Source organism: Streptomyces sp. NPDC057682, from assembly GCF_042799575.1.
GTDB lineage: Bacteria > Actinomycetota > Actinomycetes > Streptomycetales > Streptomycetaceae > Streptomyces.
The window spans coordinates 157,991-176,864 of the sequence record NZ_JBHVIN010000022.1 but is presented as its reverse complement, the minus strand read 5'-3'; the positions used below and the strand labels follow the sequence as shown (position 1 = coordinate 176,864).

General features: G+C 71.2%; 14 protein-coding genes, 1 tRNA gene and 1 pseudogene. 4 read left to right on the top strand and 12 right to left on the bottom strand.

Translation table 11 applies throughout. From position 1 onward, the window contains the following. Nucleotides 1–44: 44 nt before the first annotated feature. The 3 genes from ACFVDM_RS33200 to ACFVDM_RS33190 all read right to left on the bottom strand — a co-directional run bounded on the left by ACFVDM_RS33200 (nt 45) and on the right by ACFVDM_RS33190 (nt 3,660). On the bottom strand, nt 45–1,712 hold the full coding sequence (locus tag ACFVDM_RS33200; RefSeq protein ID WP_383649194.1) for an FG-GAP repeat domain-containing protein: 1,668 nt from the start codon (nt 1,710–1,712) through the stop codon (nt 45–47). A 284-nt stretch (nt 1,713–1,996) separates the two neighbouring features. Further along, nucleotides 1,997–2,683: a TetR/AcrR family transcriptional regulator gene (locus tag ACFVDM_RS33195; protein ID WP_383649153.1), complete on the bottom strand. Its 687-nt coding sequence runs from the start codon at nt 2,681–2,683 to the stop codon at nt 1,997–1,999. Then, nucleotides 2,680–3,660, bottom strand: coding sequence for an acyl-CoA desaturase (locus ACFVDM_RS33190; protein WP_383649149.1), 981 nt, complete (start codon nt 3,658–3,660; stop codon nt 2,680–2,682). Before ACFVDM_RS33190 ends, ACFVDM_RS33195 begins: the two co-directional genes overlap by 4 nt. 339 nt (nt 3,661–3,999) lie before the next feature. Between ACFVDM_RS33190 and ppc the strand changes: the two genes are divergently transcribed. Beyond that, nucleotides 4,000–6,729 (top strand): phosphoenolpyruvate carboxylase, encoded by a 2,730-nt coding sequence (ppc, locus tag ACFVDM_RS33185; RefSeq protein ID WP_383649146.1) that lies wholly within the window; start codon nt 4,000–4,002, stop codon nt 6,727–6,729. Nucleotides 6,730–6,808: 79 nt separating this feature from the next. On the opposite strand, the gene ACFVDM_RS33180 is transcribed toward ppc, so the two are convergent. The 7 genes and pseudogenes from ACFVDM_RS33180 to ACFVDM_RS33150 all read right to left on the bottom strand — a co-directional run bounded on the left by ACFVDM_RS33180 (nt 6,809) and on the right by ACFVDM_RS33150 (nt 12,465). Continuing rightward, nucleotides 6,809–7,279, bottom strand: coding sequence for a hypothetical protein (locus ACFVDM_RS33180; protein ID WP_383649143.1), 471 nt, complete (start codon nt 7,277–7,279; stop codon nt 6,809–6,811). Nucleotides 7,280–7,354: 75 nt separating this feature from the next. Continuing rightward, nucleotides 7,355–7,948: an aminoacyl-tRNA hydrolase gene (gene pth / locus ACFVDM_RS33175; protein WP_383649141.1), complete on the bottom strand. Its 594-nt coding sequence runs from the start codon at nt 7,946–7,948 to the stop codon at nt 7,355–7,357. Between the two features lie 129 nt (nt 7,949–8,077). After that, entirely contained in the window at nt 8,078–8,662 is a 585-nt protein-coding gene (locus ACFVDM_RS33170) for a 50S ribosomal protein L25/general stress protein Ctc (RefSeq protein WP_383649139.1), read from the bottom strand. Between the two features lie 200 nt (nt 8,663–8,862). After that, nucleotides 8,863–9,837, bottom strand: a complete 975-nt coding sequence (locus ACFVDM_RS33165) for a ribose-phosphate diphosphokinase (protein ID WP_383649137.1) — start codon at nt 9,835–9,837, stop codon at nt 8,863–8,865. A gap of 120 nt (nt 9,838–9,957) precedes the next feature. Then, nucleotides 9,958–11,406, bottom strand: coding sequence for a bifunctional UDP-N-acetylglucosamine diphosphorylase/glucosamine-1-phosphate N-acetyltransferase GlmU (glmU, locus tag ACFVDM_RS33160; protein WP_383649133.1), 1,449 nt, complete (start codon nt 11,404–11,406; stop codon nt 9,958–9,960). Nucleotides 11,407–11,513: 107 nt separating this feature from the next. Further along, nucleotides 11,514–11,584: transfer RNA gene (locus ACFVDM_RS33155), tRNA-Gln, on the bottom strand. Between the two features lie 11 nt (nt 11,585–11,595). Continuing rightward, nucleotides 11,596–12,465 (bottom strand): annotated as a pseudogene (locus tag ACFVDM_RS33150) (hypothetical protein). A 155-nt stretch (nt 12,466–12,620) separates the two neighbouring features. On the opposite strand from ACFVDM_RS33150, the gene ACFVDM_RS33145 reads away from it, so the two are divergent. Beyond that, nucleotides 12,621–13,931, top strand: a complete 1,311-nt coding sequence (locus ACFVDM_RS33145) for a sensor histidine kinase (protein ID WP_383649191.1) — start codon at nt 12,621–12,623, stop codon at nt 13,929–13,931. Nucleotides 13,932–13,970: 39 nt separating this feature from the next. Here the strand turns inward: ACFVDM_RS33145 and ACFVDM_RS33140 are convergent, their stop codons facing one another. Continuing rightward, nucleotides 13,971–14,504, bottom strand: coding sequence for an SUKH-3 domain-containing protein (locus ACFVDM_RS33140; protein WP_383649131.1), 534 nt, complete (start codon nt 14,502–14,504; stop codon nt 13,971–13,973). Between the two features lie 10 nt (nt 14,505–14,514). Then, a complete protein-coding gene (locus ACFVDM_RS33135) occupies nt 14,515–15,048 on the bottom strand; it encodes a YwqJ-related putative deaminase (protein WP_383649128.1) in 534 nt (177 codons plus the stop codon). A gap of 302 nt (nt 15,049–15,350) precedes the next feature. Here ACFVDM_RS33135 and ACFVDM_RS33130 point away from each other — a divergent pair, with 302 nt between their 5' ends. Then, nucleotides 15,351–16,328, top strand: a complete 978-nt coding sequence (locus ACFVDM_RS33130) for an SMI1/KNR4 family protein (RefSeq protein ID WP_383649126.1) — start codon at nt 15,351–15,353, stop codon at nt 16,326–16,328. 5 nt (nt 16,329–16,333) lie between these two features. Then, on the top strand, nt 16,334–18,868 hold the full coding sequence (locus ACFVDM_RS33125; RefSeq protein WP_383649123.1) for an SUKH-4 family immunity protein: 2,535 nt from the start codon (nt 16,334–16,336) through the stop codon (nt 18,866–18,868). Nucleotides 18,869–18,874: the final 6 nt, after the last annotated feature.

Here is an 18,874-nt window from a genome sequence, read left to right as displayed (position 1 = left end):
CCGCGCACCCGGTGCGCGGCGGGGCCCCACGGGCCGGTCGTGGATCAGTACAGGTTGACGTACGTGTTCCAGCCGCCGCCGACCCGCGCCCGCGCCGTGAACTTCCCGGTGCCGGTGGAGGTGTAGCGGTAGAGGTCGCCCTTGGCGTCGGCGCCGAGGAGGTCGGCCTTGCCGTCGCCGTTGATGTCGCCGGGCGCCGCGAGCTTCTTGTACGTGCCCCAGCCGTTGCCCACGGTGATCCGCGAGCCGAACGGCTTGGTCGCCACCCCGGTGCCGGGGTAGAGGTACAGCGTGCCGCCCGAGGTGCGGGCCAGCAGGTCGGTGCGGCCGTCCCCGGTGTAGTCACCGGCGCCGACCAGCTTGTTGTACGCGTTCCAGCCGCCGCCCACCTTGATGCGGGAGGCGAAGGCGGTGCCCGCGCCGTTGCCCTTGTACAGGTAGAGGTAGCCGGAGCGGTCGCGGGCCAGCAGGTCGCCCTTGCCGTCGCCGCTGAGGTCGCCGGGCCCGACCAGCGCGTTGTAGACGCCCCAGCCGTTGCCGATGACGTTGTTGCCGTTGTAGAGCGTGCCCGCGTAGAGCTCCATCAGCTCGGCGGCGCCGTCCTTGTCGAACGACGACGCGAAGGTGAGGTTGGCCCCGCCGAACTTCTCGCCGACCTGCTGGCGGGCGGAGAGCTGCCCGTTGTTCAGGGCGTAGTACCAGAACAGGTTGCCCTTGGTGTCCAGGCCCAGCATCTCGTTCTTGCCGAAGTCCGGGTTGCCGCCGGCGCCGACGAACAGCGAGGCGCCGTTCCAGCCGCTGCCGCCGCCCGTACGGGTGAGGAAGCTGCCCTCGCCCGTCGACTCGTAGTAGTACATCGCGCCGGCCGGCGTACGGGCGATGATGTCGCCGAGCCCGTCCCCGTTGGCGTCGTCGATGCCGATGATCTGGTTGTACATGTTCCAGCCCTTGCCGACCTTGGCGGCCTTGGCGAAGGGCTTGGAGACGTCGCCGGTGCCGGCGTAGAAGAACAGGTCACCGGCGGGCGTGCGGGCGAAGAGGTCGGCGATGCCGTCCCCGGTCACGTCGTTCGCGCCGACCAGCTGGTCGTAGGCGCCCCAGCCCTTGCCCACCAGGACACGGGACTTGAAGGGGTTGCTCTCGACGGCGCCGTTGCTGACGTACAGGTACAGCTCGCCGGCCGGAGTGCGGGCCAGCAGGTCGCCGCGCCCGTCGCCGTTCACGTCGCCGGGGCCGACCAGCTTGTTGTAGATGTTCCAGCCCTTGCCGGACCAGGTGGCGTAGCCGGTGGAGTCGGCGCCCCAGCTCTGGAAGAGCGAGAGGGTGCCGGTCGCGGACAGGGTCAGGAACTCGGGGCGGCCGCCCCCGTCCAGGTCGCCGGGGGCGACGATGTCCTTGTACAGCTCTTCGTAGTCGCCGTTGATCGTGTACGCGTGACCCTCGGCGCCGGTCGACGGCTCGACGTACAGATTGCCGTCGATGCCGCGGTACATGGTGTCGCTGTAGCCGTCGTCGTCCACGTCGAGCCGCGGCTTGGCCGGGACGGCGGCGGCGTCGGCGGCGCCCGCGACGCCGGAGGCGCGCGAGGAGCGTGCCGCGGGGTGCTTCGGGAGCGTCAGGGACGGCAGCTGCCCGAGCACGGGCGCGGGCTGGTCGACCGCGGTGCGCGGCGACCGGGTGTCATCGGCCGAGGCCGGGGCGGCCAGCAGCATGCCGGCCGAGAGAACGAGGGCGGTGCAGGCCGCGATGCGGCCCGCGCGCTTCCGGCGCGCGGGCACGACGAGACGGCCGGGTTCCACAGAAGTCAAAGCCCCCCCAGGGGTTACGTGGTGGAACCGGGAGAAACGCCTTCACGCATGCCTGACATGCGCACTGAGGCATTCCCGGGATGTTCACAGACTCTACAACTGTGCCCACAGGGAATGAAGTGCTTTAGGAGTAAACGATGTACGGCGGGCCGGGAATCCCGTGTCGAACGGCTTCCCGGCCCCGCCGCTCAGCTCTTGCGGTGCCCGATCAGCCGGGGCTTGGACTCCAGGTTCTCCAGCCCGTGCCAGGCCAGGTTCACCAGATGGGCGGCGACCTCCGACTTCTTCGGCTTGCGGGCGTTCACCCACCACTGGCCGGTCAGCGCCACCATGCCCACGAGCGCCTGCGCGTAGAGCGGGGCCAGCTTCGGATCGAAGCCCCGGGCCTTGAACTCCAGACCCAGGATGTCCTCGACCTGGGTGGCGATATCGCTGATCAGCGAGGCGAAGGTGCCGGTCGACTGGGCGACCGGCGAATCACGCACCAGGATCCGGAACCCGTCCGTGTACGTCTCGATGTAGTCCAGCAGCGCGAACGCGGCCTGCTCCAGCAGCTCGCGCGGGTGCCCGGCGGTCAGCGCCCCCGTCACCATGTCCAGGAGCTGGCGCATCTCCCGGTCGACCACGACCGCGTACAGCCCCTCCTTGCCGCCGAAGTGCTCGTACACCACCGGCTTGGACACCCCCGCGCGGGAGGCGATCTCCTCCACCGACGTGCCCTCGAAGCCCTTGTCGGCGAAGAGCGTGCGACCGATGTCGAGCAACTGCTCGCGGCGTTCCTTCCCGGTCATCCGCACCCGGCGGGCCCGCCGGGTCGAAGGGGAACGGGTGTTCTCGCTGCCTGCACTCGATTCGGTCGCCACGTCGTCAATCATGCCGCGTCGGCCCGCGCGGGGTGGCGCCGGGACTCGATCCGGGCGGCGTCCGGCCAGCGCACGTCGTGCGCCCAGCCCAGCTGCTCGAACCAGCGGATGAAACGGGCACTCGAATCGATCTGACCGCGCATCACCCCGTGCCGGGCACACGTCGGATCGGCGTGGTGCAGGTTGTGCCAGGACTCGCCGCACGACAGCACCGCCAGCCACCACACGTTCCCGGAGCGGTCACGGGACCTGAAGGGACGCTTGCCGACCGCGTGGCAGATGGAATTGATCGACCAGGTCACATGGTGCAGCAGCGCCACGCGCACCAGCGACCCCCAGAAGAACGCCGTGGCCGCGCCCCACCAGGACATCGTCACCAGACCGCCCACCAGCGGCGGGATCGCCAGCGACAGGGCCGTGAACGACACGAAGTGCCGCGAGATCCCCCGGATCACCGGATCGCGCACCAGATCGGGGGCGTACTTCTGCTGCGGCGTCTGCTCCTCGTCGAACATCCATGCGATATGGGCCCACCACAGGCCCTTCATCAGCGCCGGCAGCGTCTCGCCGAACCGCCACGGCGAATGCGGATCACCCTCCGCGTCCGAGAACCGGTGGTGCTTGCGGTGATCGGCCACCCACCGCACCAGCGGGCCCTCCACCGCCATCGACCCCATCACGGCCAGGGCGATCCGCAGCGGACGCTTCGCCTTGAACGAACCATGGGTGAAATACCGGTGGAAACCGATCGTGATCCCGTGGCAGCCGATGAAGTACATCACCACCATCAGACCCAGATCGAGCCAGCTCACCCCGCGGCCCCAGGCCAGCGGCACCGCCGCGACCAGCGCCACGAACGGCACGACGATGAACAGCAGGAGCGCGATCTGCTCGATCGACCGCTTGTTGTCCCCGCCGAGCGTGCCGGGGGGAGGAGCCTGACCGCCGGCCGCGGGGGCGGCCTCGATCACTTCGGGGCTGGGATTCATTTGGGGAGTCCCCTGAGGGTAGGAATGCGAGCGGACACCGAGGCTACGGTTCCGTAACCTACGGCGTCGTAAGTATGGCAGCGCCGAGGCCCGCCACACGAGAGGACGACGCGGGGCACGGACCCGCGTCATACGGGGTAGGGGACACCCGCGCACCTCTGTTCGGCCATTCCCCCGGAAGCGGCCGTTCGGGGCGCGAACAGCACCGACAGCACGGACACCTATCCTGGAGAGGTCGGACAGCGCGGTCCGCACCCTGCTTCTGACGGGGTCGCGTCGGCACCGCAGCCGCCGAGGGCCCCGGACCCCGTGCTCAACCACTGCAAGGAGCCGCACACTGTGAGCAGTGCCGACCAGACCCCTGCCGCCAGCCCCGAGCTGCGCGCCGACATCCGCCGCCTCGGCGACCTGCTGGGCGAGACCCTGGTGCGCCAGGAGGGACCGGAACTCCTCGACCTCGTCGAGCGCGTCCGCGCCCTGACCCGCACCGACGGCGAGGCCGCCGCCGAACTCCTCGGCGACACCGACCTGGAGACCGCCGCCCGCCTCGTGCGCGCCTTCTCCACCTACTTCCACCTCGCCAACGTCACCGAGCAGGTCCACCGCGCCCACGAGATGCGCGACCGCCGCTCCGCCGAGGGCGGCCTCCTCGCCCGCACCGCCGACCGGCTCAAGGACGCCGACCCCGAGCACCTGCGCGAGACGGTCCGCAACCTCAACGTGCGGCCCGTCTTCACCGCACACCCCACCGAGGCCGCCCGGCGCTCCGTGCTCAACAAGCTCCGCCGCATCGCCGAACTCCTGGACACCCCGGTCATCGAGGCCGACCGCCGCCGCCAGGACGTCCGCCTCGCCGAGAACATCGACCTCATCTGGCAGACCGACGAACTGCGCGTCGTCCGCCCCGAGCCGGCCGACGAAGCCCGCAACGCCATCTACTACCTCGACGAACTCCACGCCAACGCCGTCGGCGACGTCCTGGAGGACCTCGCCGCCGAACTGGAACGCGTCGGCGTCGAGCTGCCCGCAGGCACCCGCCCCCTCACCTTCGGCACCTGGATCGGCGGCGACCGCGACGGCAACCCCAACGTCACCCCCGCCGTCACCTGGGACGTCCTGATCCTCCAGCACGAGCACGGCATCACCGACGCCCTCGAACTCGTCGACCAGCTCCGCGGACTCCTCTCCAACTCCATCCGCTACACCGGCGCCACCGACGAACTCCTCGACTCGCTCCGCGCGGACCTGGACGCCCTCCCCGAGATCAGCCCCCGCTACAAGCGGCTGAACGCCGAGGAGCCCTACCGCCTCAAGGCCACCTGCATCCGCCAGAAGCTCGTCAACACCCGCGAACGCCTCGCCGCCGGCACCCCCCACCGCCCCGGCTGCGACTACCTCGGCACCGCCGAACTGATCACCGACCTGGCCCTCATCCAGACCTCCCTGCGCGCCCACAAGGCCGGCATCGTCGCCGACGGCCGGATGGACCGCACCATCCGCACCCTCACCGCCTTCGGCCTCCAGCTCGCCACCATGGACGTCCGCGAACACGCCGACGCCCACCACCACACCCTCGGCCAGCTCTTCGACCGCCTCGGCGAGGAGTCCTGGCGCTACGCCGACATGCCCCGCGACTACCGGCAGAAGCTCCTCGCCAAGGAACTCCGCTCCCGCCGCCCCCTCGCCCCCACCCCGGCCCCCCTCGACGCCGCCGGTGAGAAGACCCTCGGCGTCTTCCACACCATCCGCGAAGCCTTCGAACGCTTCGGCCCCGAAGTCATCGAGTCCTACATCATCTCGATGTGCCAGGGCGCCGACGACGTCTTCGCCGCCGCCGTCCTCGCCCGCGAGGCCGGCCTCCTCGACCTCCACGCCGGCTGGGCCAAGATCGGCATCGTGCCGCTCCTGGAGACCACCGACGAACTGCGCGCCGCCGACACCATCCTCGACGAGATGCTCGCCGACCCCTCCTACCGGCGCCTCGTCTCCCTGCGCGGCGACGTCCAGGAGGTCATGCTCGGCTACTCCGACTCCTCCAAGTTCGGCGGCATCACCACCTCCCAGTGGGAGATCCACCGCGCCCAGCGCCGGCTCCGCGACGTCGCCCACCGCTACGGCGTACGCCTGCGCCTCTTCCACGGCCGCGGCGGCACCGTCGGCCGCGGCGGCGGCCCCTCCCACGACGCCATCCTCGCCCAGCCCTGGGGCACCCTGGAGGGCGAGATCAAGGTCACCGAGCAGGGCGAGGTCATCTCCGACAAGTACCTCATCCCCGCGCTCGCCCGCGAGAACCTGGAACTGACCGTCGCGGCCACCCTCCAGGCCTCCGCCCTCCACACCGCGCCCCGCCAGTCCGACGAGGCCCTGGCCCGCTGGGACGCGGCCATGGACACCGTCTCCGACGCCGCCCACGCCGCCTACCGCACCCTCGTCGAGGACCCGGACCTGCCGTCCTACTTCCTCGCCTCCACCCCCGTCGACCAGCTCGCCGACCTGCACCTGGGCTCCCGGCCCTCCCGCCGCCCCGGCTCCGGCGTCTCCCTCGACGGACTCCGCGCCATCCCCTGGGTCTTCGGCTGGACCCAGTCCCGCCAGATCGTCCCCGGCTGGTACGGCGTCGGCTCCGGCCTCAAGGCCCTGCGCGAAGCCGGCCTCGACAGCGTCCTCGAAGAAATGCACGAGCACTGGCACTTCTTCCGCAACTTCCTCTCCAACGTCGAGATGACCCTCGCCAAGACCGACCTGCGCATCGCCCGGCACTACGTCGACACCCTCGTCCCCGACGAGCTCAAGCACGTCTTCGACGCCATCGAGGCCGAGCACGCCCTGACCGTCAGCGAAGTCCTCAAGGTCACCGGCTCCACCGAACTCCTCGACACCAGCCCGGCCCTCCAGCAGACCTTCGCCATCCGCGACGCCTACCTGGACCCGATCTCCTACCTCCAGGTCTCCCTGCTCGCCCGCCAGCGCCGCGCCGCGGAAGCCGGCGAGGAGCCCGACCCGCTCCTCTCCCGCGCCCTGCTGCTCACCGTCAACGGAGTCGCCGCCGGACTGCGCAACACCGGCTGACCCCACCCGCACCGCACGAAGGGGCCCGCCGTCCGCACCGGACGACGGGCCCCTTCCCGTACGACGACGACCGCCTTCCTCACAAGGCGATGAACGACGCCAGCAGCAGCGCCCCGCCCGCGACCCCCGCGCCCCAGGCCACCCGGGTCCACCGCAGCCCCCCGCCGATCACCAGCGCCGCCAGCACCAACGCCCCGCCCAACGGCACCCAGGCATGCAGAAAACCGGCCGTCCCGGTCCGCACCACCTCGTCCGTACCCGGCCGCACCACCACGGAGAAACGATCACCCTTACGGGCCGCCACGGACTGCTCGATCGACACCCGGGACCGCGCCGCAGCCCCCTCCGACGGAGCGAACGGCCCCGTACAGACCTCCTCCCCGCACCCCGTCACCGTCATCGTCCCGTGCTCGCGCCCCTTCGACAGCACGATGTGATGCGCCGAGTCCCACGACGACCACACCCCCGCCACCAGCAACAACGCCACAACACAGAGGACCGCCCCACCACGGGCGTACGACAGGACACGGAGGGAGGAGCTGCGCTTCATGGACGCCGATCCTTGGCCAGCCCCCACCACACGGTCAAGCCACGGCCGAAAACAGCCCCACTACCGAAGGACATATCAGGAGTTGTACGCGCTCTGCGCCCGCTCCAGACCCTCCGCCAGCAGACACTCCACCGCATCCGCCGCCCGGTCCACCAGAAACGCCAACTCCTTGCGCTCCACCGACGAGAAGTCCTTCAGCACGAAATCCGCCACCTGCATCCGCCCCGGCGGACGCCCGATCCCGAACCGCACCCGGTGGTACTCCCCACCGACCGCCTTCGTCATCGACTTCAGCCCGTTGTGCCCGTTGTCCCCACCGCCCAGCTTCAGCCGCAGCGTCCCGTAATCGATGTCCAGCTCGTCATGGACCGCCACCACATGGTCCAGCGGCACCTTGTAGAAGTCCCGAAGCCCCGCGACCGGCCCACCCGACAGATTCATGAACGACATCGGCTTCGCCACCACCACCCGCCGGCTCAGCGGACCCGGCGGACCGATCCGCCCCTCCACCACCTGCGCCTGCGCCTTCGGCGCCCGCTTGAACTTCCCGCCGATCCGCTCCGCGAGCAGATCGGCGACCATGAAACCGACATTGTGCCGGTGGGCCGCGTACTCGGGGCCGGGATTGCCCAGGCCCACGATCAGCCACGGGTCGGTGGCGTCGGACATCGCGCAGGTCTCCTCGCGTACGGAACGAAAGACGGGACAACCGGTGACCGCGGGCGGACACACGGAAACGGGGCGGCGGAACCCCCGAAAGGGACCGCCACCCCGTCAGTCAAGCAGGTGGGGCGAGGCTCAGGCCTCTTCGCCCTCGGCCTCGGCGTCCGCCGACGGCTCCTCGGCCTGCGCGGCGACGACCTGGAGCACGATGGCGTCCTCGTCACCGGCCAGCACGGAACCCTTCGGCAGCTCGATGTCCTTCGCCAGAACCGACGCACCGGCGTCCAGACCCTGCACGGAGACCGTGACGGACTCGGGGATGTGGGTGGCCTCGGCCTCGACGAGCAGCGTCGCCTGGACGTACTCCAGCAGGTTGCTGCCCGGGGCCAGGTCGCCCTCGGCCTGCACCGCGATCTCGACCTGGACCTTCTCGCCCCGCTTCACGGTCAGCAGGTCGACGTGCTCGATGTCGCCCTTCAGCGGGTTGCGCTGCACGGCCTTCGGGATCACCAGGGCGTCCTTGCCGTCCAGCTCCAGGCCGATCAGCACGTTGGCGGTACGCAGCGCCAGCTGCAGCTCGTGGGCCGGCAGCGTCACGTGGACCGGCTCGGCACCGTGGCCGTAGACGACCGCGGGAACCTGGCTGGCACGGCGCGCGCGACGGGCCGCACCCTTGCCGAACTCGTTACGGGGCTGGGCGGCGAGCTTGATCTCGGCCATGACTGCACTCCTCGTCAGGTGACAGAACTACGGATGGTCACCCGGCCCACGACAGGCCTGCTACGAAGAGCGCGTCGATAACGGAGCACCCGTACATGAGTACGGCCTCCCTCGCCGAGCAACTCACTGAGTCTACCCGGCGGGGAGGCCGCACCCCAAAGTGGATCTTCCCGGACGCCGCACGCCCGGAAACGATCCTCCTACTGCTCCTCGAAGAGGCTCGTCACCGAACCGTCCTCGAACACCTCACGCACCGCGCGCGCGATCGTCGGAGCGATCGACAGCACCGTGATCTTGTCCAGCTCCAGCTCACCCGGCGTCGGCAGCGTGTCCGTGAACACGAACTCGCTCACCTTCGAATTCTTCAGCCGGTCCGCCGCCGGACCCGACAGCACCCCGTGCGTCGCCGTCACTATGACATCGGCCGCACCGTGCGCGAACAGGGCGTCCGCCGCCGCACAGATCGTGCCACCCGTGTCGATCATGTCGTCGACCAGCACACACACCCGGCCCTCGACATTGCCCACGACCTCGTGGACGCTGACCTGGTTCGGCACGTCCTTGTCACGCCGCTTGTGCACGATCGCCAGCGGCGCGTCCAGCCGGTCGCACCAACGGTCCGCGACCCGGACCCGACCCGCGTCCGGCGACACGATCGTCAGCTTCGTACGGTCGACCTTCGCACCCACGTAGTCCGCCAGGATCGGCAGCGCGAACAGGTGGTCCACCGGACCGTCGAAGAAGCCCTGGATCTGGTCCGTGTGCAGATCCACCGTGAGAATCCGGTCCGCACCCGCGGTCTTCATCAGATCCGCGATCAGCCGCGCCGAGATCGGCTCACGGCCCTTGTGCTTCTTGTCCTGACGGGCGTAGCCGTAGAACGGCACGATCACCGTGATGGAGCGGGCCGACGCGCGCTTCAGCGCGTCCAGCATGATCAGCTGCTCCATGATCCACTTGTTGATCGGAGCCGTGTGGCTCTGGATCAGGAAGCAGTCCGCGCCACGCGCCGACTCCTGGAAGCGGACGTAGATCTCACCGTTGGCGAAATCGAAGGCCTTCGTCGGCACGAGGCCCACACCCAGCTGGTGCGCGACCTCCTCGGCCAGCTCGGGGTGGGCGCGGCCGGAGAAGAGCATCAGTTTCTTCTCGCCGGTCGTCTTGATCCCGGTCACAGCACAGTCTCCTCAGACATGTTCCTGGCGCCGCACACAGAGGTCCCGAAGTGCAACGAGCCAGCCGAAATGGGGTGAGCATCTATCACGGTACGCCGTGCGCGGCGCACCTGTTTCCGGTCAGCTTTCGCCGGCCGGGTTCTCCGCCGCCGCCTGAGCCGCCTGCGCGGCGGCACTTCCCGGACGCTTGCGCGCCACCCAACCCTCGATATTCCTTTGCTGGCCCCGGGCCACGGCCAGCGAACCCGCCGGCACATCCTTCGTGATCACGGACCCCGCCGCGGTGTAGACCCCGTCCCCGACCGTGACAGGAGCCACAAACATATTGTCCGAACCGGTACGGCAGTGGGAGCCGATCGTCGTGTGGTGCTTGTTCACACCGTCGTAGTTCACGAAGACGCTCGCCGCGCCGATGTTCGTGTGGTCCCCGATGGTCGCGTCCCCCACGTACGACAGATGCGGGACCTTCGTCCCCTCGCCGATCGTCGCGTTCTTCATCTCCACGTACGTCCCGGCCTTCGCCTTCGGACCGAGCTTCGTCCCCGGCCGCAGATACGCGAACGGACCCACCGACGCCCCCGCACCCACCTCGGCGCCGTCCGCCACCGTGTTGTCCACCCGGGCGCCCGCGCCCACCACGGTGTCCGTCAGCCGCGTGTTCGGACCGACCTCGGCGTCCTCCGCCAGATGCGTGGCCCCCAGCAGCTGCGTCCCCGGATGCACGACCGCGTCCCGCTCGTACGTCACCGTCACGTCGATCACCGTGGACGCCGGGTCCACCACGGTCACGCCCGCCGTCATCGCCCGCTCCAGCAGCCGCCGGTTCAGCAGCCCGCGCGCCTCCGCGAGCTGCACCCGGTTGTTGATCCCCAGGATCTCCCGGTGGTCGGCCGCCACCGAGGCACCGACCCGGTGCCCGGCCTCGCGCAGGATCGACAGCACATCGGTGAGGTACTCCTCGCCCTGGCTGTTGTCCGTCCGCACCTTGCCCAGCGCGTCCGCGAGCAGCTGCCCGTCGAACGCGAACACCCCGGAGTTGATCTCCCGGATCGCGCGCTGCGCGTCGGTGGCGTCCTTGTGCTCGACGATCTCGGTGACCGCGCCCGTCGCCGCGTCCCGGACGATCCGGCCGTAGCCGGTGGAGTCCGGCACCTCGGCGCTCAGCACGGTGACGGCGTTGGCGTCGGCGGTGTGGGTGGCGGCGAGCGCGGCCAGCGTCTCGCCCGACAGCAGCGGAGTGTCCCCGCAGACCACGATCACGGTCCCGTCCACACCCCCGCCCAGCTCGTCGAGCGCGACCCGCACCGCGTTCCCGGTGCCCTTCTGCTCGGCCTGGTAGGCGGTACGCACCTGCGCGTCCGCCGCGGTGAGATGAGCGGTCACCTGCTCGCTCGCGTGGCCCACGACCACGACGAGGTGCTGCGGTTCCAGCTCGCGGGCGGCTGCGACGACATGTCCGACGAGCGAACGCCCGGAGATCTCGTGCAGAACCTTGGGGGTCTTCGACTTCATGCGGGTGCCCTCACCCGCTGCGAGGACGACGACGGCTGCCGGGCGTACGGAGCTCACGAATAGGCCCTTCGGCTTCGGGTGGTGGACATCCGCAGGATACCGGGGGGCGTGGGACCGGACATGAGTGCGGGCCCCGACCTCGGTGGTCGGGGCCCGCGGCAGGGCTCCCGGGGAAGGAATCGAACCCTCATTCAATGGACCAAAACCATTTGTCCTGCCTTTAGACGACCCGGGATAGATCGCGCCTTATGTCCGATTCTCTTGATCGGCTTGTTCTGCGGCACCTACTATGCCGCACCACCAGCCCTCGATGCGACGGTACAACTCGGCGCTTTTGTTCACGCGTACCACCAAGCAGCCGTGGTAGCCGTCGCCGGTGTTCTGCCGGTTGGTGGTGGGGTTGTGCTTCTTGAGTGTGGTCTTGCCGAACAGGCCGGGCCGGCCGACTACTTCCCTCCAGTACTGCTCCGCCCCCGGCACGTCGGCGGATTCGTGAATGTGTACGTGGAATCGGATCTGTGCGGGCTGGACGTTCAAGAGGCGGAGTCAGGCCAGGAACGTGCGGATCATGTCCGGATCGCTGTTGATGAACGTCACCCGTTCCTGGCGGCGGTGCGGCTTGGCCTTGGTGCCTTCCGCCCAGTAGAGGCCGACACCCAGGAGGAACAGCTCTCGTTGGTTCATGGCTCCGATCTCAACTGTTGCCCTCCGCTGTGTTTCCTGGCGCTCCGCTCCGCGTCGCTGAAGTGTGCTTTCCCAGCCGCGCCGCGCGATGGCGGACGCTTCTTCGTGTGTGCGGCGGCGCTCCGGCTTCGGCAGATCCCGCACCCACAGCGAGATCGAGCTCTTCGAGCACCCCAGCTCCATCTGGATCTGGTCGTACGTCTTCCCCTCCAGTCGCAGTTCCCGTGCCCTGGCCCGCAGGTCGTCCTTCGCGCGCGGGCGTTTCGTCCACTCAGGGGCGGGCTCGCCCTCCAGGAGGCGGTTGAGGAGGTCGTTGTTGTCCACGTGGATGCGGTCGCGGATCTGGCGTCGGCTGAGACCCTCGCGCCGCAGCGCGACCGCCTGGGCGCGCAGGCCCTCGAAGTCGTCGTACTTGCCGGTGATGTCCGTCATGGGGGAAGCCTTGTCCGGAATACGAACGTCCGGTGGAGTTCCGGTGTGTGCTCGCCGGATCGGGTGATGAGCACACGATTCGATTCCGTTCGACGGCTCGACGTGCTGTCCAGGTCTCCCGAAAATGGGATGCGGCCGCCCGTACGCTGGATGCCATGACCGCAACGGGGGCAGACCGGGAAGCGGCGGGGCCGACCACCCGCGGCTACTGGTGGTGGGAGCGGCGACGGAGTGTCGCGCTGGATGTGGGGCTGGCGCTGGTGTCGGCGCTGGAGTGTGGGCTGGAGGGGGTGGCGTTCGCGGGGGACACCGGGTTGCCGGTGTCGCTCGGGGTGGTGTTCGGGCTGCTGGCCGGGTCCGTGCTGCTGGTGCGGCGGCAGTGGCCGATCGCCGTGGTGCTGGTGTCGATCGCGACGACGCCGGCCGAGATGGGCTATCTGATGGGCCTGGTCGGTCTCTACACGCTGGCGGCGTCCGAGGTGCCGCGGCGGATCACCGCGGTGCTGATGAGCATGACCCTGGTGGGGACGTTCATCGTGACGTACGTACGGCTGAAGCAGGGCGTCGACGCGGACGCGGACTTTGGGCCGGGTGACTGGATCGTTCCTCTTCTTTCTCTGCTCGTGGCGCTGGGGCTGACCGCCCCGCCGGTGCTCTTCGGCCTCTACATAGGGGCGCGGCGCCGGTTGATGGAGAGTCTGCGGGAGCGGGCGGATTCGCTGGAGCGGGAGCTGTCGTTGCTGGCGGACCGGGCGGAGGAGCGTGCGGAGTGGGCGCGTACGGAGGAGCGGACGCGGATCGCGCGGGAGATGCACGACGTGGTGGCGCACCGGGTGAGTCTGATGGTGGTGCACGCGGCGGCGTTGCAGGCGGTGGCGCCGAAGGATCCGGCGAAGGCGGTGCGGAACGCGGCGCTGGTGGGGGACATGGGGCGGCAGGCCTTGACGGAGTTGCGGGAGATGCTCGGGGTGCTGCGGTCGGGGGATCCGGTGGTGTCGCGGGTGAGGGAGGTGCCGTTGGCGTCGGTGGGGCGTCCGGTTTCCGCGGTGGTGGAGGACGGGCCGCGGCTGGACGCGGTGGAGGTGCTGGTGGGGGAGTCCCGTGCGGCGGGGATGACGGTGGAGCTGTCGGTGGAGGGTGAGGTCCGGCCGTATGCGCCGGAGGTCGAGCAGACGGCGTACCGGGTGGTGCAGGAGGCGTTGACGAACGTGCACAAGCATGCGGCGGGGGCGCGGACGTGGGTGCGGTTGGCGCACCGGGGCGCGGAGGTCGCGATGCAGGTGGAGAACGGTCCGTCGGACGCGGGTACGGCGGATGCGGGGCTGCCGAGCGGGGGCAACGGGCTCGTGGGGATGCGGGAGCGGGTGCTGGGGCTGGGCGGGGTGTTCGTGTCGGGGCCGACGGACGCGGGGGGTTTCCGGGTTTCGGCGGTGCTGCCGGACGCGGCGGGCGCTCCGGGGGTCTGAGCCCGGGGCGGAGTGGTGTCCTCGGCCCCGGATCGGGCGTCAGCCCGAAATCAGGCGTTCGGGGAGGATGCCCGTGATGAGGGTAGTGAGGGCGGCGTCGATGTCGGCGCCGAGGAACCAGTCGCCGGTGTGGTCGATGCTGTAGACGCGGCCCTCGGTGTCGATGGCGAGGACGGCCTGGCCGTCGCCCTCCTCGCCGAGGGGGGCCACTTCGGTGTCCAGTGCGCGGCCGAGGTCGCCGAGGGTGCGGGCGAGGTGGAGTCCGCCGAGGGGGTCGATGCGGACGGGCGGGGGTGCGATCTGGCGGCCGGGGGAGGTCGCGGTGATGCGGAGTCCGCCGAATTCGGCCCAGGCTTCGACGGCGGCGGGGAAGACGGCGTGGCGGTGGCCCGCGGGGGAGGCGTGGGAGCGCAGGGCGTCGGCCCATTCCTCGGCCCGGCGGATGTCCCAGCGGCCGGGTTGCCAGCCGGCGGCGCGCAGGGCGTCGTCGACGGGGACGGCGAAGCGGGTGGAGTTGTGGGGGTCGCGGCGGCCGGGGCCGGCCTGGGCGGGGAGGTCGGTGCGTTCCTGCATGGGTGCGGCGTCAGCCCTTCTCGGCGGTGGTGGCCGTCGCTGCGGTGGTGAGGTCGACGGGGCGGACGCCGAAGTGGGCGAGCATGACGGAGCAGGAGCGGCAGGGGGCCGCGTAGCTGCCGTGCAGCGGGTCGCCGTCCTCGCGGATGCGGCGGGCGGTGAGGCGGGCGTGTTTGAGGGCGCGGCGGGCCTCGCCGTTGGTGAGGGGCTTGCGCTGGGCTCGTTTGGAGCGGCCCGTCTCGGTGGCGGTGAGGTGGCGGGAGAGCAGTATGGCTTCGGGGCAGCGGCCGGTGAAGCGTTCGCGCTGCGCCGTGGGGAGGGTGTCGAGGAAGTCCTGGACGAGGTGGTGCAGGACGGGGGGCTGGTCGCCCTTGCCGGCGGTGCAGGTGAGGGTTTCGCCGCGTACGGAGAGGGCGGCGGCGACGGCGGGCAGGATGCCGTCGCGGCGCTGGGTCAGCCGGGGGACGCGGTCGGTTTCGTCGCTGCTCCAGCTGAGTCGTGGGTCTCCGGTGGTAACGGTCTGTGCTGAGTGTGCGGTGTGCATGGTGCTGTCCCTCCCGTGCCCGCAGCGGCCGCTGCCGAATGTGCACGCCCCCGTGTAGTGCGGGTGACAGCCTGCCAAATGTGTCGGGTCGTGTGAAAGCTGGGTCGGCGAAACGTGTCTGCGTGTCGCTCGGACGGGGTGGGTTCGTCGCTCTTCCGTCACGCGGTTGTGACGGTTGGTGACGGTGAGGGCCATGGGGCGACGGGGCGGGACCCGTTCCGGGGGCAGCGCATAGGCTGTGCCTGGACCGCCCCCGTGGGCAGGTCGGTCCTCATCAGCCAGAAGCACAGGGGGCAACCGCCATGACGACAGGTCGGCTCGGGCAGCAGGCCGCGCCACCGAACGCGGCCTACGCCGGGCAGCTCGTGCACTTCCCGGATCCGGTCCGGGCGTCGCGTCACCCCAGAGGGGTGCGGATGGATGCGAACGGCTGCCCCGACTTCGCGCCGTACGCGCGCGCCGCCGCGGAGATCGCCGAGCCTCCGCAGGGTTTCGGTGTGGACGAGCTGCGGCTCACGGACTATGTGTCGGCGAACGCGGCGCTGGCGGCGAGCGGGCACGAGCTGTGGGACACGATTCCCGCGGTGGCGACGCCGCACGGCTGGACCTGGCACCACGTGCCGGGCGGCCGGCGGATGGAGCTGGTGCCGGTGGAGGTGAAGGCCCTGCTGCGGCACCACGGTGGTCTGGCGACGACCGCGGTGGACCAGAACAAGCGGGGTACGCGTCCGCTCCAGGAGACCCGGCCCGCGCACTTCCGGCTGCCGAAGGGCGCGGTGGCGGTGACGGAGCAGCAGGTCCTGGGGGTCGAGGAGGATCTGGGGTACCGGCTGCCGGGTGCGTACCGCTCGTTCCTGAAGGCGGCCGGCGGGTCGGCTCCGGTGGGCGCGGCGCTGGACGCGGAGCTGGGGCTGCTGGTGGACCAGCCGTTCTTCACGGTGCGCGAGCAGGCGTCGGTGAACGATCTGGTGTACGTCAACAAGTGTCTGCGGGACCATCTGACGAAGGACTATCTGGGCGTCGGTTTCGTCCAGGGCGGGATCCTCGCGGTGAAGGTGCGCGGTGAGGCGCTGGGTTCCGTGTGGTTCTGCCTGTACGACGACGCGCGTGACCGGGACGGCTGGACGGTGCAGGAGCGGGTGGACCGGCTGCTGCTGCCGTGCGGTGCGGACTTCGACGCGTTCCTGCAGCGGCTGGCGGGCAATCCGCCGGAGCTGGAGACGGTGGCGAACCTGATGGTGGACGGTGGCTTCGCGCGGGCCGTCCCGGTGGAGGGGTGAGCGCGGTGGTGACCTTTGCGCAGGCGCAGGAGCGTGCGGACGAGTGGGTCAACGGTGATGTTCCGGCGTATCAGCACCGGGAGGTCCGGGTCCGTGAGTTCGAACTGGGTTTCGTGGTGTGGGCGGAGGACCGTGCCGAGGGACCGGTGTCGGACGGCGGCCGTCAGCGGCTGGTGATCGCCCGGGACAGTGGTGAGGCGACGCTGTGGCCGGGGCTGCCGGTGGGTGAGGTGATACGGCGGTACGAGGAGGAGTACGGGGCGGCCGCGGCCGAGCCGGTGGCTCCGGAGCCTCCGGCGCGGATCGATCTGAACCAGACGTCGTTCCTGCTGAGTCCGCCGGAGTGGTTGCAGGAGGCGGCGGACAAGCTGGGCATTCCGGATCATCGTGCCGGTGCGTCGGGGCAGACGCCTCCGCCGGCGTCCGCTCCGGCCCCGGCTCCCGCGCCCGTTCCGCCGGCTCCGTCGCCGATGGCTCCCCCGCCCTCGCCGATGGCTCCGCCGCCCCCGCCCGCCCCCGTGGTGCCGTCCGCTCCCGCGCCGTCGGCGCCGCAGCCGCCGGTCGGGGCGACGCCGTGGGCGGGTACGGACACGAACGCGGGTTCCGACGAGGGCGAGGTGGAGCTGCCGGCGACGGTGTTCGCGCCGCCGCTCGTGGGTGCCGACGACGAGGAGCTGCCGCCCCGGGTGGTGTCGGCGGACGCGCCGACCGCGCTGATGTCCGGGGGCAGTCAGCTGCCGGCGACGGCGATCGTGCCGGGGCTGCCGCCGCACGGTCCGGGTGGTCCGCAGGGTCCGGGTGGTCCGCAGGGTCCCGGTGGTCCGCAGGGTCCGCCGCCGGGCCGCGGTGGTCCGGGCGACATCGCGGACGAGGCGACGAGCAAGGCTCCGATGACGCCGCGCGGTGCGCGGGGCGGGGGGCCGTCGACCCCGCCGCCGCCCGGTGCGCCTGGTACGCCGGGGGCGCGGCCGGGCGATCCGGTGCCGCCGCCGTCGGGTCCGGGTGCGCCCGGGGCCCCGGCGGGCGGGTACGTCCCGACGCAGATGGTCTCCCAGCTCGGCCCGCCCGGTGCGCCGCAGCCGCCCGGGGTGCCCGGCGCCCCGCAGCCGCCCGGTCCTCCCGGCCCGCCTCCGCCGCCCGGTTCGACGCCGCCGCCCGGTGGCGGTCAGGTGCACCACGCGGCCACGATGCTGGCCGACCCGTCCCAGATGGGTCCGTCGGCGCCGCAGCCGCCGGGTCCGCCCGGGATGCCCGGTGCGTCGCAGCCCCCCGGTCCTCCCGGCCCGCCCGGGATGCCCGGTGCGCCGCAGCCGCCCGGTCCGCCGGGTGCTCCCGGTGCGCCGCAGCCTCCGGCGCCGCCCGGTGCGACGCCGCCGCCCGGCGGAGGGGTGCACCAGGCCGCGACGATGCTGGCCGACCCGTCCCAGATGGGTCCCTCGGCGCCGCAGCCGCCCGGTCCGCCCGGTCCCCCGGGTCCGCCCGGTGCCCCGATGGGGCACGGGGGATCGCTGGGCGGGGCCCCGGGTCCCGTACCGCAGCCCGGGTTTCCGCAGCCGCCGGCCGGTCAGCCGACGGTCGGCCCCGGCTACCAGGCCGTGCTGCGTTTCCGTGCGCCCGACGGCAGTGAGCAGCAGCTGATCCGGCGTTCGGCGCCGGGCACCCCGCATCCCGAGTGGCAGATGCTGCACGAGCTGCGGGCGATGAACGTGCCGCCGCAGCAGGTCATCGAGCTGCACACGGAGCTGGAGTCGTGCGAGCTGCCGGGCGGGTACTGCGCCCGGATGATCCGGGAGACCTGGCCGCAGGTGCGGATCACCAGCGTCGCCCCGTACGGCACCGATCATGCGAGCCGGCAGCAGGGCATGCAGCATCTGCTGACGCACCAGGGCGAACTGCACCAGGTCGCGGACGGTCCGGCACGGCCGGCCCCGGTGCGGGCGCCGCTGCCGCCGGTGCAGCCCGCTCCGCCGGTGCCGCCGGAGGCCGTGGCCGAGGAGCTGTTGCAGAGCTTCGGTCCGCAGGGCGTGCTCCGTTTCGACCAGCGGGCGGTCTCCCGGCAGGGGGTGCCGGAGCTGGTGGCGCGGACGCTCGTGTGGGCGGGGCTGCCCGCCGACTTCGGGCCGTTCTTCTGGGCACAGCCGGGGCAGCCGGTGGTGCCGACGCTGGCGGAGCTGGCCGCGCAGCGGCAGGTGCAGCCGGCTCCGGACGCGGGGTCGTACCTGGTGATGGGGTCCGACTTCGGCCGGGCGATCTGTGTGCAGTACGGGACGGCGAACATCGTGGCCGTGCCGGTGGAGGCGGGTCCGGACGGGCAGTCGGTGGCGCCGCAGTTCGTGAACACGGGGCTGCCCGAGTTCACCCGCTCGCTGGCGCTGCTGGGCCGGATGTGGCGGCTGCGGTACGGGCTGAACCCGGAGCAGGCGGGCCGCTGGACGGTCGACTTCCAGGCGCAGCTGGCCGCGCTGGACCCGGCGGCGCTGGCGTCGCCGGAGAGCTGGTGGTCGGTGCTGCTGGAGCAGATGTGGGACGGGCTGATCTGACCGTAC

Excerpts from the sequence above, each read along its gene's own strand:
- ACFVDM_RS33200 (WP_383649194.1), bottom strand. The coding sequence starts at position 1,712 with ATGCTGCTGGCCGCCCCGGCCTCGGCCGATGACACCCGGTCGCCGCGC.
- ACFVDM_RS33195 (WP_383649153.1), bottom strand. The coding sequence starts at position 2,683 with ATGATTGACGACGTGGCGACCGAATCGAGTGCAGGCAGCGAGAACACC.
- ACFVDM_RS33190 (WP_383649149.1), bottom strand. The coding sequence starts at position 3,660 with ATGAATCCCAGCCCCGAAGTGATCGAGGCCGCCCCCGCGGCCGGCGGT.
- ACFVDM_RS33180 (WP_383649143.1), bottom strand. The coding sequence starts at position 7,279 with ATGAAGCGCAGCTCCTCCCTCCGTGTCCTGTCGTACGCCCGTGGTGGG.
- pth (WP_383649141.1), bottom strand. The coding sequence starts at position 7,948 with ATGTCCGACGCCACCGACCCGTGGCTGATCGTGGGCCTGGGCAATCCC.
- ACFVDM_RS33170 (WP_383649139.1), bottom strand. The coding sequence starts at position 8,662 with ATGGCCGAGATCAAGCTCGCCGCCCAGCCCCGTAACGAGTTCGGCAAG.
- ACFVDM_RS33145 (WP_383649191.1), top strand. The coding sequence starts at position 12,621 with ATGACCGCAACGGGGGCAGACCGGGAAGCGGCGGGGCCGACCACCCGC.
- ACFVDM_RS33140 (WP_383649131.1), bottom strand. The coding sequence starts at position 14,504 with ATGCAGGAACGCACCGACCTCCCCGCCCAGGCCGGCCCCGGCCGCCGC.
- ACFVDM_RS33135 (WP_383649128.1), bottom strand. The coding sequence starts at position 15,048 with ATGCACACCGCACACTCAGCACAGACCGTTACCACCGGAGACCCACGA.
- ACFVDM_RS33130 (WP_383649126.1), top strand. The coding sequence starts at position 15,351 with ATGACGACAGGTCGGCTCGGGCAGCAGGCCGCGCCACCGAACGCGGCC.